16 protein-coding genes are annotated in these 10,901 nt (G+C 47.6%); 13 read left to right on the top strand and 3 right to left on the bottom strand.

Annotated features, from left to right (window positions below; all coding sequences use genetic code 11):
- Window positions 1-256 precede the first annotated feature (256 nt).
- The 12 genes from NNO03_RS15610 (at window position 257) to NNO03_RS15555 (ending at window position 6,833) form a co-directional block, all read left to right on the top strand.
- A complete protein-coding gene (locus NNO03_RS15610) occupies window positions 257-877 on the top strand; it encodes a hypothetical protein (protein ID WP_271449934.1) in 621 nt (206 codons plus the stop codon).
- Entirely contained in the window at window positions 870-1,112 is a 243-nt protein-coding gene (locus NNO03_RS15605; RefSeq protein WP_271449933.1) for a hypothetical protein, read from the top strand. Before NNO03_RS15610 ends, NNO03_RS15605 begins: the two co-directional genes overlap by 8 nt.
- A 27-nt stretch (window positions 1,113-1,139) precedes the next feature.
- The gene (locus tag NNO03_RS15600; RefSeq protein ID WP_271449932.1) at window positions 1,140-1,799 is read left to right on the top strand and encodes a hypothetical protein; all 660 of its coding nucleotides are present in this window, start codon (window positions 1,140-1,142) and stop codon (window positions 1,797-1,799) included.
- Window positions 1,789-2,028, top strand: coding sequence for a hypothetical protein (locus NNO03_RS15595; RefSeq protein ID WP_271449931.1), 240 nt, complete (start codon window positions 1,789-1,791; stop codon window positions 2,026-2,028). Before NNO03_RS15600 ends, NNO03_RS15595 begins: the two co-directional genes overlap by 11 nt.
- A 237-nt stretch (window positions 2,029-2,265) precedes the next feature.
- On the top strand, window positions 2,266-2,544 hold the full coding sequence (locus NNO03_RS15590; RefSeq protein ID WP_333908920.1) for a VENN motif pre-toxin domain-containing protein: 279 nt from the start codon (window positions 2,266-2,268) through the stop codon (window positions 2,542-2,544).
- Window positions 2,493-3,062 carry an adhesin gene (locus tag NNO03_RS15585; protein WP_271449930.1) on the top strand — a complete coding sequence of 190 codons (570 nt, stop codon included), beginning with the start codon at window positions 2,493-2,495 and terminating at the stop codon, window positions 3,060-3,062. Before NNO03_RS15590 ends, NNO03_RS15585 begins: the two co-directional genes overlap by 52 nt.
- Window positions 3,063-3,363: 301 nt before the next feature.
- Window positions 3,364-3,594 (top strand): VENN motif pre-toxin domain-containing protein, encoded by a 231-nt coding sequence (locus NNO03_RS15580; protein ID WP_271449929.1) that lies wholly within the window; start codon window positions 3,364-3,366, stop codon window positions 3,592-3,594.
- Window positions 3,578-3,760, top strand: a complete 183-nt coding sequence (locus NNO03_RS15575; RefSeq protein ID WP_271449928.1) for a hypothetical protein — start codon at window positions 3,578-3,580, stop codon at window positions 3,758-3,760. The genes NNO03_RS15580 and NNO03_RS15575 overlap by 17 nt, the downstream gene beginning before the upstream one ends.
- Before the next feature lie 426 nt (window positions 3,761-4,186).
- Entirely contained in the window at window positions 4,187-4,432 is a 246-nt protein-coding gene (locus NNO03_RS15570; protein WP_271449927.1) for a YmjA family protein, read from the top strand.
- Between the two features lie 86 nt (window positions 4,433-4,518).
- Window positions 4,519-4,995: a cold-shock protein gene (locus NNO03_RS15565; RefSeq protein ID WP_048212495.1), complete on the top strand. Its 477-nt coding sequence runs from the start codon at window positions 4,519-4,521 to the stop codon at window positions 4,993-4,995.
- A gap of 431 nt (window positions 4,996-5,426) precedes the next feature.
- Window positions 5,427-6,143: a YebC/PmpR family DNA-binding transcriptional regulator gene (locus NNO03_RS15560; protein WP_271441860.1), complete on the top strand. Its 717-nt coding sequence runs from the start codon at window positions 5,427-5,429 to the stop codon at window positions 6,141-6,143.
- Window positions 6,144-6,380: 237 nt separating this feature from the next.
- Window positions 6,381-6,833 carry an acyltransferase gene (locus NNO03_RS15555; protein WP_271442649.1) on the top strand — a complete coding sequence of 151 codons (453 nt, stop codon included), beginning with the start codon at window positions 6,381-6,383 and terminating at the stop codon, window positions 6,831-6,833.
- A gap of 125 nt (window positions 6,834-6,958) precedes the next feature.
- On the opposite strand, the gene catA is transcribed toward NNO03_RS15555, so the two are convergent.
- The 3 genes from catA to NNO03_RS15540 all read right to left on the bottom strand — a co-directional run bounded on the left by catA (window position 6,959) and on the right by NNO03_RS15540 (window position 9,044).
- Window positions 6,959-7,636: a type A chloramphenicol O-acetyltransferase gene (gene catA / locus NNO03_RS15550; RefSeq protein ID WP_271449926.1), complete on the bottom strand. Its 678-nt coding sequence runs from the start codon at window positions 7,634-7,636 to the stop codon at window positions 6,959-6,961.
- Between the two features lie 148 nt (window positions 7,637-7,784).
- Complete coding sequence (locus NNO03_RS15545) at window positions 7,785-8,096, bottom strand: putative quinol monooxygenase (protein WP_271442651.1); 312 nt, start codon at window positions 8,094-8,096, stop codon at window positions 7,785-7,787.
- A gap of 135 nt (window positions 8,097-8,231) precedes the next feature.
- On the bottom strand, window positions 8,232-9,044 hold the full coding sequence (locus NNO03_RS15540) for a DNA-binding transcriptional regulator (RefSeq protein WP_271449925.1): 813 nt from the start codon (window positions 9,042-9,044) through the stop codon (window positions 8,232-8,234).
- A 191-nt stretch (window positions 9,045-9,235) separates the two neighbouring features.
- Between NNO03_RS15540 and NNO03_RS15535 the strand changes: the two genes are divergently transcribed.
- A complete protein-coding gene (locus tag NNO03_RS15535; RefSeq protein WP_271449924.1) occupies window positions 9,236-10,900 on the top strand; it encodes a bifunctional 3-(3-hydroxy-phenyl)propionate/3-hydroxycinnamic acid hydroxylase in 1,665 nt (554 codons plus the stop codon).
- Window position 10,901: the final 1 nt, after the last annotated feature.

Raw genomic sequence — 10,901 nt, 5'->3', positions numbered from 1 at the left:
ATTTTCATTACTGGGCTAGCTTTATATGTTTTTGGGGAGTTTTTCTTTCTTTTTTACAAACAAATCCCAATATCTTTTACCACATATAATTTTCTACTCATATGCAAAATTAGCGCCTATGTTGGTGGCTTTGTAGGGATAGTTATGTGGGCTGCGAGGCTATTTAAACTGAAAGGATTTTAAGTAGAAATACAATAAATTCAGCAAACCTCCGCTGGGCTTATTGCGGAGAATAACCTGATGGGCGGGAGTGAGGATGCGCAGGCAGCATGGGATAGATATGGCGAGTTGTTCGGATAACCCTGGTGGAGCCGCCTGTCAGAAAGCAATGAATGAACGTGATGCGGTAGGGCTGGCGCTGGCAACAGGTACAGTGGCTCTGCTTCCTGGCAGTGCTCAGGCGATGTGGGGACTGGGCGCGGGGGCAAATGCAGGAATTGGCTACCTGGCGGATGGCACTATAGACCCGGCAAACGTAGCTATTGCGGGCTGGGTGAATGTGTTCAGTATGGGGAATGGCCTGGTGGGAACTGTAGGCTGGAATGCGGCAGGTGGTGCATTTGGTAACTGGATAGATGACAAAGATCCGCTGTCTGGGGCGATTATTAATGGTGCCGGTTCTGGTATCGGTTATGGCATTGGTAAAGGACTTTCATGGGGTGTTAATTCCGGAGCAAACTGGTGGAAAGGTGGCTGGGATCCGAAATTTAACCCGACACTTCAGAAGTATACTGAAGTAAAAGGTGATTTTGGGATTTCTAAGGAAATTACACCAAGCCAAATTCCCGGCATTGCTGGTGATGTAGCCGCTTCTTTCGCATCGGAATATGAGAGTAAAAGAATTGAATCCCATATTCAGGGAGAAAAAAATGAGTAATCGGCAGACAAGTTTAACTGATTTATCGGTTATTTTTTTGATCGCATTTTTATCAATTATCCTTTCTTTTCTTTGTATAGATATCCTTTTCTCTATTTTTGAGTGGATAGTTACAGGAAAGCTGAACATTACATGGAATAGTGTAAGCCGTGTTTTATTCATGGGGTGTGTGATTGGCTCATTTATCGGTGTTGGATGTGTTATAGCCCGGTGTTTAGGATTAAAAGGGTTTTAATAGCTGTTTGTTGCCAAGAATAACCTGATGGGCGGGAGTGAGGATGCGCAGGCAGCATGGATACGTCAGCATGGGATAGATATGGCGAGTTGTTCGGATAACCCTGGTGGAGCCGCCTGTCAGAAAGCAATGAATGAGCGTGATGCGGTAGGGCTGGCGCTGGCAACAGGTACAGTGGCTCTGCTTCCTGGCAGTGCTCAGGCGATGTGGGGACTGGGCGCGGGGGCAAATGCAGGAATTGGCTACCTGGCGGATGGCACTATAGACCCGGCAAACGTAGCTATTGCGGGCTGGGTGAATGTGTTCAGTATGGGGAATGGTCTGGTGGGTACTGTTGGCTGGAATGCGGCAGGTGGTGCATTTGGTAACTGGATAGATGACAAAGATCCGCTGTCTGGGGCTGTTACAAATGGTGTCGGTTCAGGTTTGGGTTACGGTATAGGTAAGGGCATTTCCTGGGGAGCAAATGCCGGAGCAAACTGGTGGAAAGGTGGCTGGGATCCGAAATTTAACCCTGAGTTAAGGCAGTTTACTGAAATAAAAGGTGATTTTGGAATTTCAAAAGAAATAACCCCGAGTAAAATACCTAGCTCGCAAGGTGACATTGGTGCATCAGTTATTGCCGAAGGGAGTGGGAAAGGAGCAGAGGCCGTTGTAGATAAAATAAGGAAAAATAATGCAAATTAGCCCAAAAATAGTGTGGTGTTTTATGTTTTTGATATTGACAATAATTGGAATGGTTATTGTTTCTTTATTGGGGAAGTTATTTTTTGCTTCCTTGCTTTGGGTTGTTGGTGGTGACTTTTCCATGACAATACAAGACATAAAACAGTACATGAAAATTGGTTTTTATGGTGGAGTGATTGGTGGTGGTGGAATAATCCTGTTTAGGATTTTTAATGTAAAAGGTTTTTGAATTTGTTGAAATAACTCGGCTAGGTAAGCCGGGATCTTCTTTTTAGCCAACGCCTACAGATATTAAAGACATATAGGGCGAAATGGTTAGTAAACGCCCCAGGAACTGCACGAGCAGGGCACCATCCAGAGCGAGAGCTTCAGCACGGTCGGGGGCAACAGCGGTCATGCGGACGGGACGACGCAGGCGGCGGTAGCGGCAGGGGCTGTCTCAGGCGAGCTGGCGGCAAAAGCGATAATGGAGGCGATGTATCCGGGTAAGCGGGTCAGTGAGCTGAGCGAAGCGGAAAAGCAGACCATCAGCATGCTGGCAAGTCTCTCAGCGGGAATGGCAGGCGCTCTGGCGGGAGACTGCTCATCATCCGCGGCAGCGGGTGCGCAGGCCGGGAAGAATGCGGCGGAGAATAACCTGATGACGGGAGTGAGGATGCGCAGGCAGCATGGATACGTCAGCATGGTGTCGATATGGCGAGCTGTTCTGATAATCCTGGCGGGGCGGCATGTCAGAAAGCGATAAATGAGCGTGATGCGGTAGGACTTGCGCTGGCATCAGGTAGTGTGGCTCTGCTTCCGGGAAGCGCGCAGGCGATGTGGGCGCTTGGCACAGGCGCAAATGCCGGTATCAACTATCTGGCGGATGGCTCGGTAGACCCTTCCAGCGCGGTAATTGCGGGCTGGGTGAACGTGTTCAGTATGGGGAATGGCCTGGTGGGTACTGTTGACTGGAATGCGGCAGGTGGTGCATTTGGTAACTGGATAGATGACAAAGACCCGCTGTCTGGGGCGATTATTAATGGCGGTGGCTCCGCAATAGGGTATGGCGTAGGAAAAATTATCCAACGGCCATTAGAGAATATAATTAACCCGGGTTGGAAAAACTGGGAATGGGTCGATATAGGTAAAGGTATTAGCAAACCTTTACCACTAAACCCAGCTCCAGAAATTTCTGGGAATATTGGTTCTTCTGTTGGTTCTGAAAGCGCAGGTGTTATTCTTCAGGAGCAAATTAAAAATCAACAGGAGCAGAAAAAATGAAGTTATTCCATCCTCTATTGCGATTTTTTATGTCTTTTCTGTTATGGTTTATTTGTGTATTTATTACAACAATATCAATATTTTTTCTCTTGAGAGTGATTTCCTATTATTTGATTGGAGGTCATTTTTTATTCTCTTATAGTGATGTATTGAATGCTTTGAAAATTGGTGGATATTGCTCATTCTTATGTAATGCAGTAAGTTGGTTTTTACATTGGCGTAACAATTAAATTTAGTTGCGGAGAATAATAGCCTTTCCAGCGTTCTGGCTGCAGCCAATGTGGTAAAACCAGGAACAACAATGGAGGCGATGTATCCGGATAAGCGGGTCAGTGAGCTGAGCGAAGCGGAAAAGCAGACCATCAGCATGCTGGCAAGTCTCTCCGCGGGAATGGCAGGCGCTCTGGCGGGAGACAGCTCATCATCCGCAGCAGCGGGTGCGCAGGCGGGGAAGAATGCGGCGGAGAATAACCTGATGGGCGGGAGTGAGGATGCGCAGGCAGCATGGGATAGATATGGCGAGTTGTTCTGATAACCCTGGTGGAGCCGTCTGTCAGAAAGCAATGAATGAACGTGATGCGGTAGGGCTGGCGCTGGCAACAGGTACAGTGGCTCTGCTTCCTGGCAGTACCCAGGTGATGTGGGGACTGGGCGCGGGGGCAAACGTAGTCATTGTTGGCTTAGTGCATGAACGGTAGGCTGGAATGCAGCGGGGAGTTTGGTTAGCCTCTATTCGAAAGGGGACGGTGGCGAGTCACTGCCTGATGCGCTGCGCTTATCAGGCCTACGGGGTGAATCTTTATTTGCTTGCGTTAAATTAGCGGTAAATCGCTAAATCATGTAGCACACCAGGAAAGGTTTTTAACTATAGGGTCACTTTATGTTTATTAAGGCATCTTCGTACTGCGGTTAAAATAAAAACTTTCTTCATTACACTTTTATTTCACTAAAATTATTATACCGAACTGAATAAAATAAATGCGAAGCGGCTTCAGAAATATATTGGTTAAATGCAACATATTGCAACCAATAAAACAGATCGCGAACCATGAAATAACAATGCTATCATTCACCCCAGACGCGGCAGGCAACTGCTGGCACACGCATTTACCCCGGAGCACCTGATGAACAACGACATTCCGCTAAAATATTATGATATCGCCGATGAGTACGCGACCGAGGCCGCAAAGCCGGTGAGCGATGACGAACGCGATGCGCTGGCGCACTACTTCCAGCAACTGATCACCCGTTTGATGAACAACGAAGAGATCAGCGAAGACGCGCAGCAGGAGATGGCAACTGTGGCCGGCGTCGACGCACAGCGTATTGATGATATCGCGGAGTTCCTCAATCGCTGGGGTAACGAGTAGCCAAAGACGGGGCCTGTGTTTTACACTGCGCGCAAATTGAGTAGGTATACTCTACGAGTATTCGGTTTAATCAGGCGGAAACAGCAATGAACGGAACAATCACAACGTGGTTTAAAGATAAAGGCTTTGGATTTATCAAAGATGAAAACGGCGACAACCGCTATTTTCATGTGATTAAGGTTGCTAATCCTGAGCTGATCAAGAAAGACGCGGCGGTGACTTTTGAACCCACCACCAACAACAAAGGCCTGTCTGCCTATGCGGTAAAAGTCATACCCGACAGCAAGTACATCTATATCGCGGGCGAGCGCCTGAAGCTCACAGCGATCAAGTCTTACCTGGTGTACAGCGAAGAAGTACCGGTTGAAACCCGTATCGATAAAGAAAACGCGGTGCTGTCTGTCGGCGTGCTGATGAACAGCATCCGACCGAAATCAGATGTGAAGCCAGGCGAAATGCGCACACTGAAAAAGCTGGCGATCACAACCTTCCAGGGCACGACGCTGATCTTCTCGGAAGATGAAATTGACATCGACGAGACGGTGAAACTGCTGAAAGTCTGACGTCCTTCAGAGTGAATGAATGCCGAAACGCTGCGCTTTTCAAAAGCAGTGTTTCGGTTTTTTTTGCATTCAGTCAGACTGGGCAGGTATGTGGACGCAAAAGTGGCTTTGTGTCAGAAGAAAATGTGAGCGTTTTATATAAAAAGTGAACGCGGGACTATGCCGGGGTTATTACTTTTGATTCTCTTGTCTTATCTATTATTGCTGCGACTCCATTATTAAAAATAAAAACAGAAGCACCAGAATAAAATTTTGGAATAACTTATCCATAATGTTAATTATTGATGAAATTAAAGTAACACTCCGTAAGGTTTGGATGTTTTTATTTCTCATAGACGAGAATTTACATATGGTGATATAATATGGCGGGAAAAACAGGCAGGTTATTAACCTGCCTGTTATGTAAATAAATTTTCGAGGAGACTATTCCAGTGGGACGTAAATGGGCCAATATTGTTGGTAAAAAAACGGCTAAAGACGGTGCAACGTCTAAAGTATATTCAAAATTCGGTGTGGAAATCTATGCTGCGGCTAAACAAGGTGAACCAGACCCAGAATTAAACACAGCTTTAAAATTCGTTATTGAACGTGCGAAACAAGCCCAGGTTCCAAAGCATGTTATTGATAAAGCTATTGATAAAGCCAAAGGTGGCGGCGGCGAAACGTTCTTGCAAGGACGTTATGAAGGCTTTGGTCCAAGTGGTTCCATGATTATCGCTGAAACCCTGACTTCAAACGTTAACCGCACGATTGCTAATATTCGCTCAATTTTCAATAAAAAAGGCGGGAATATCGGGGCGGCAGGTTCTGTCAGCTACATGTTTGATAATACAGGTGTGATCGTATTTAAAGGCACTGACCCTGACCATATTTTTGAAATTTTGCTTGAAGCTGAAGTTGATGTTCGTGATGTCACCGAAGAAGAAGGCAACATCATTATTTACACTGAATCTACAGACCTCCATAAAGGAATTGCAGCCCTTAAAGCAGCGGGGATTACTGAATTCTCAACCACAGAATTAGAAATGATAGCTCAATCAGAAATTGAACTTTCACCAGAAGATTTAGAAATCTTTGAAGGACTTGTTGATGCCCTTGAAGATGATGATGATGTTCAAAAAGTATATCATAACGTTGCAAATCTCTAATTATAAATTAAAGAAATCTGTCATTATGGCAGATTTTATAAATTGTAAGTTTGTTATAATCAACATGTCTGATAAGATGTGTTGATTGTAAAAAAATAGATAAAGTACTATCGCTAAAAGAAACGCATTAGTTGAAATTTCTGGCCTTGGCTATCTGATGATAGATAGCGAAGGAGTTCCTGGAAATTCAGGTTTTCAATGCTGAGACGTATTATCTTGAGTAAGGACAGTGCTGATATGAATATTATTGAAAGTGGTATTCGTGACGTAAAACAAGGTAAAAATGTCACAATAGTCATGCCTGTGAATCTTTATGAATGCGACCTGGGCCATGATGTGTTTGTCGGACCATTTGTTGAGATACAAAAGGGATGCGTCATAGGCGATAGAACTAAAGTGCAGTCCCATACTTTCATCTGTGAGAACGTTACCTTAGGCGAGGACTGCTTTATAGGGCATGGCGTGACCTTTGCTAACGATCTTTTCAAGAGCGGAAGTCCTGACGCTTCTGCAAAAAGCTGGATTAATATTGTATTAGGCAATGCAGTAACGGTGGGGAGTGGAGCCACAATTTTAACAACGGAAATTTGCAGTGGTGCGGTGATTGGTGCCGGTAGTGTGGTGACAAAGCCCGTGCTGGTAAAAGGCGTGTATGCTGGTAATCCGGCCAGACTTTTGCGAAAGCTTTAGGTATTACCTTTGCCATCGTGAACCTAAATTTATGTTCTTCCCAGACCGTTCATGTCGACCCCGCTTGTTCGCAGACATGGCGATTATTCTTGCTGTTCACGCTATATAAAGAAACGTCTGCTGCATCAGACGTTGCGTTCCTCTGAATGGTGCCGTAGGTCATGACTCATTTCCTGTAGTTCATTGATTAGTCTTGCTAAATGAAAACCATCGCACACGGAGTGATGTACCTGAACGGCGAGAGGTAACACTACTTTCCCATCTTGTTCATAGTATTTTCCAAGTGTGAACATGGGGGCAAAAAAGTTCTGCATGTTCGCAATGTTGATATTAAAACTGGTAAAACTTACCCAAGGAATAGCCGATACGAAAAATACATTTTCCGGAGACTCTCCCTTCGGCCAATAAGAAAGATTATTACAATAGCGTGCAACGTCTTCTGAATAAGTGTTTTGGAAGTGATGAATATTGCCATCGTAGCGGCTCCATAATGATGAAAAAGTCTCAGTTTCATTATGGAAAATGGTATAACTTGGATGAATTTCATTCCATATGACAAGCTCATTGTTTTTTATGGCCATACGGAATTCAGTATGCTTGTTGACAACGTTAGCAAGGAGGGAAATCATAGTAGGGTAAAATTTCCAGCCAACCTCTTTTATATGTTTTAGTACCGCGGTAATGTCTAACAGAACAGTTTGGTTAATGGTACTTTGAGCAAAAGACTGAAATACCTCAAAATGCTCTTTTCTTGCCCAACGAGATAAGTCAACAGTCGTATATTCTGGAGTCGTTTTTTTCATTTTTTATCCTTTGATTTGCAATCAAGTACCATATTTTAGCCTAAGTCTTTCCGTGACTTAATCAAGCTACATGTCCCGAAGCATGTTACCAGCGAACGCATTTGTGAGAGTAGCGTAACCTTATACAGGAGGAAAGATTAAAGCTTCTTCACAAGAGACTTTGCGCCCCTGGATTTACGATGTTATTCATCAATATGTAACGTGCTTCTTTGCGCGTGTATTGATCGATTAACGGCACAAGTCGTCTGAAATGCTCGCTCGCACAATGTTCATCAAGCGCCGCGTGGTTTGGCCATTCTTCTATAAAAATAAAATGGCCGGGATCTTTTTCATCAATATAGAGGTCATAAGCAAGACAGAGCGGTTCTTTCTTCGTGGCGGATATGAGTTCACGATACAAAGGGAGAACGGTTTCAATATATTCAGGTTTTATAAAATCTTCAGCAATGACCTTTAACATGTAGCCTCCTGGCAGAAAATGAATGCACACTCTGCAATGAAGATATCATTTAAGCAAGATGACACCGCGTGATATCGGCTGATGAGTGAATCATTCCAGCTATCAATCAGATGATGCGTATAACTGTGATCCACCTCACCTCCCGGCAACCAAAATCTCCTGCGATTCGACGCCATCTTCTATCTGTTTTGCCACCTTTTGTAAGGCCGGAAGATGTTTTTCCGCAGCCTGTTCGATGGTCATCGCGCTGGCCATATACACCAGGTTCAGGCAGCCGATCACCCGCTGTTCGCTGCGAATGGGGACGGCGATGGAGGCGATTTTTTCCTCCTGATCCCAGCCGCGATAGTTCTGGCCAAAGCCGTCTTTCCGTGCGCGGGTCAGGATGGCATTGAGCTTCAGTGGCTCACGCGCCAACTGGTATTCTTCTCCGGGTCGCGAGGCCAGCATTTCAATCAGTTCCTGACGCTCATTCTCCGGGCAAAATGCCAGCCAGGTCAGGCCGGAGGCGGTTTTCAAGAGCGGTAAGCGACGTCCAACCATCGCGCGGTGAAACGATAAGCGGCTGAAGCGGTGGGTGGTTTCGCGCACCACCATTGCATCCACATCCAGGGTGGAAACATCGGTCGGCCAGATGACCTCGCGCAGCAAATCGCCCAGCAGCGGGGCAGCCAGGGCAGAAATCCACTGCTCGTCACGAAATCCCTCACTGAGCTGGCGGACTTTAATGGTTAAACGAAAGCTGTCATCGGAAAGGCTGCGCCGGACGTAACCCTCATCCTGCAACGTTTCCAGTAGTCGCCTGACCGTGGTGCGGTGCAGGCCGCTCAGCTCAGCCAGCAGGCCAACGCTGGCTCCACCATCGAGCCGGTTTAACATATTTAATAACATTAATCCGCGCGTTAATCCGCGTACGGTTTTGTATTCGGCAGCGTCGTCATTTTTCATATTTATTGACAAATCTACAGGTAAAACAACGTTGTGCACTTAGTGCACATCCAGGCATGTTTTGATTGTAGCGCAAAAACTCACTCCTATACTGACCGCACAATAAAAAATTATTCACATCTTTTTAACAAAATGAGTTGCGCCTCGCCAGGGTCTGCAATTGCGTTTTGTCCGAGTAGTGAGGTTCTGAAATGACAACGATAAACCCGGATATCCAGCCTGCTGTACAGCACACCGTGCAGGTGGCGATTGCTGGTGCCGGCCCGGTAGGGCTGATGATGGCCAACTACCTTGGTCAGATGGGCATTGAGGTACTGGTGGTGGAGAAACTCGACAAACTGATCGACTATCCCCGTGCCATCGGCATTGACGATGAAGCGCTGCGCACCATGCAGTCCGTTGGCCTGGTCGAAAACGTTCTGCCGCATACCACGCCGTGGCACGCGATGCGCTTTCTTACGCCGAAAGGCCGCTGCTTTGCCGATATCCAGCCGATGACCGACGAATTTGGCTGGTCGCGCCGCAACGCGTTCATTCAGCCACAAGTGGACGCGGTGATGTTGGAAGGGCTGTCGCGTTTTCCCAATGTGCGCTGCCTGTTCTCCCGCGAACTGGAAGCCTTCAGCCAACAAAACGGCGAAGTGACGCTGAACCTGAAAACGCCAGACGGTCAGCGCGAAACAGTGAAGGCGCAGTGGCTGGTGGCCTGTGACGGCGGCGGCAGCAATGTCAGACGTTCGTTGAATGTACCGTTTGAAGGCAAAACCGCGCCGAATCAGTGGATTGTGGTGGATATCGCCAACGATCCGCTCAGCACGCCGCATGTCTATCTGTGCTGCGATCCGGTGCGTCCGTATGTCTCTGCCGCACTGCCGCATGCGGTGCGCCGTTTTGAATTTATGGTGATGCCGGGGGAAACCGAAGCGCAACTGAGTGAGCCGCAGAATATGCGCCAGCTGTTGAGCAAAGTGCTGCCGAACCCGGACAACGTCGAACTGATCCGCCAACGCGTGTATACCCATAACGCCCGTCTGGCCGAACGTTTTCGCATTGACCGCGTGCTGCTGGCGGGCGACGCGGCGCACATTATGCCGGTCTGGCAGGGGCAGGGGTACAACAGCGGCATGCGCGATGCCTTCAACCTGGCGTGGAAACTGGCGTTGGTGATCGAGGGCAAAGCCGGTGATGCGCTGCTGGATACCTACCAGCAGGAACGCCGTGACCACGCCAAAGCGATGATTGATTTGTCCGTTACCGCAGGCAACGTGCTGGCTCCGCCGAAACGCTGGCACGGTGCGGTGCGCGACGGAGTCTCCTGGTTGTTGAACTACCTTCCGCCGGTCAAACGCTACTTCCTGGAAATGCGCTTTAAACCGATGCCGCAGTATCACGTCGGGGCGCTGGTACGTGAAGGCGAGGCGAAAACGTCACCGGTCGGCAAAATGTTTATCCAGCCGAGGGTGACGCGGGAAACGGGCGAGGTGACGCTGCTCGACAACGTTATCAGGGCGAATTTTGCGGTCATTGGCTGGGGCTGTAATCCGTTGTGGGGCATGAGCGAGGCGCAGATCCTGCAGTGGCAGGCGCTGGGCACCCGGTTTATTCAGGTGGTGCCGGATACGCAGATTGCCACCGATCAGGATAACCATGACGGCGTTATCCGCATTGGTGATACGCAGAACCGTTTGCGTGCCTGGTTTGCTCAGCATAACGCCGCGCTGGTGGTGATGCGCCCGGATCGCTTTGTTGCTGCCGTTGCCATTCCGCAAACCCTGGGCAATACCCTGAATAAACTGGCGTCGGTGATGACGCTGACTCGCGTCAATGCCGATCTTCTTGTTGAAAAGGTAGCCTGAT

The organism is Citrobacter sp. Igbk 16, assembly GCF_028069755.1.
Classification (GTDB): Bacteria; Pseudomonadota; Gammaproteobacteria; order Enterobacterales; family Enterobacteriaceae; genus Citrobacter.
This window is presented reverse-complemented; position numbering and strand designations above follow the sequence as displayed.

Excerpts from the sequence above, each read along its gene's own strand:
- NNO03_RS15600 (WP_271449932.1), top strand. The coding sequence starts at position 1,140 with ATGGGCGGGAGTGAGGATGCGCAGGCAGCATGGATACGTCAGCATGGG.
- NNO03_RS15565 (WP_048212495.1), top strand. The coding sequence starts at position 4,519 with ATGAACGGAACAATCACAACGTGGTTTAAAGATAAAGGCTTTGGATTT.
- NNO03_RS15585 (WP_271449930.1), top strand. The coding sequence starts at position 2,493 with ATGGCGAGCTGTTCTGATAATCCTGGCGGGGCGGCATGTCAGAAAGCG.
- NNO03_RS15575 (WP_271449928.1), top strand. The coding sequence starts at position 3,578 with ATGGCGAGTTGTTCTGATAACCCTGGTGGAGCCGTCTGTCAGAAAGCA.
- NNO03_RS15555 (WP_271442649.1), top strand. The coding sequence starts at position 6,381 with ATGAATATTATTGAAAGTGGTATTCGTGACGTAAAACAAGGTAAAAAT.
- NNO03_RS15540 (WP_271449925.1), bottom strand. The coding sequence starts at position 9,044 with ATGAAAAATGACGACGCTGCCGAATACAAAACCGTACGCGGATTAACG.
- catA (WP_271449926.1), bottom strand. The coding sequence starts at position 7,636 with ATGAAAAAAACGACTCCAGAATATACGACTGTTGACTTATCTCGTTGG.
- NNO03_RS15535 (WP_271449924.1), top strand. The coding sequence starts at position 9,236 with ATGACAACGATAAACCCGGATATCCAGCCTGCTGTACAGCACACCGTG.
- NNO03_RS15595 (WP_271449931.1), top strand. The coding sequence starts at position 1,789 with ATGCAAATTAGCCCAAAAATAGTGTGGTGTTTTATGTTTTTGATATTG.
- NNO03_RS15570 (WP_271449927.1), top strand. The coding sequence starts at position 4,187 with ATGAACAACGACATTCCGCTAAAATATTATGATATCGCCGATGAGTAC.
- NNO03_RS15545 (WP_271442651.1), bottom strand. The coding sequence starts at position 8,096 with ATGTTAAAGGTCATTGCTGAAGATTTTATAAAACCTGAATATATTGAA.
- NNO03_RS15605 (WP_271449933.1), top strand. The coding sequence starts at position 870 with ATGAGTAATCGGCAGACAAGTTTAACTGATTTATCGGTTATTTTTTTG.
- NNO03_RS15610 (WP_271449934.1), top strand. The coding sequence starts at position 257 with ATGCGCAGGCAGCATGGGATAGATATGGCGAGTTGTTCGGATAACCCT.
- NNO03_RS15590 (WP_333908920.1), top strand. The coding sequence starts at position 2,266 with ATGGAGGCGATGTATCCGGGTAAGCGGGTCAGTGAGCTGAGCGAAGCG.
- NNO03_RS15580 (WP_271449929.1), top strand. The coding sequence starts at position 3,364 with ATGGAGGCGATGTATCCGGATAAGCGGGTCAGTGAGCTGAGCGAAGCG.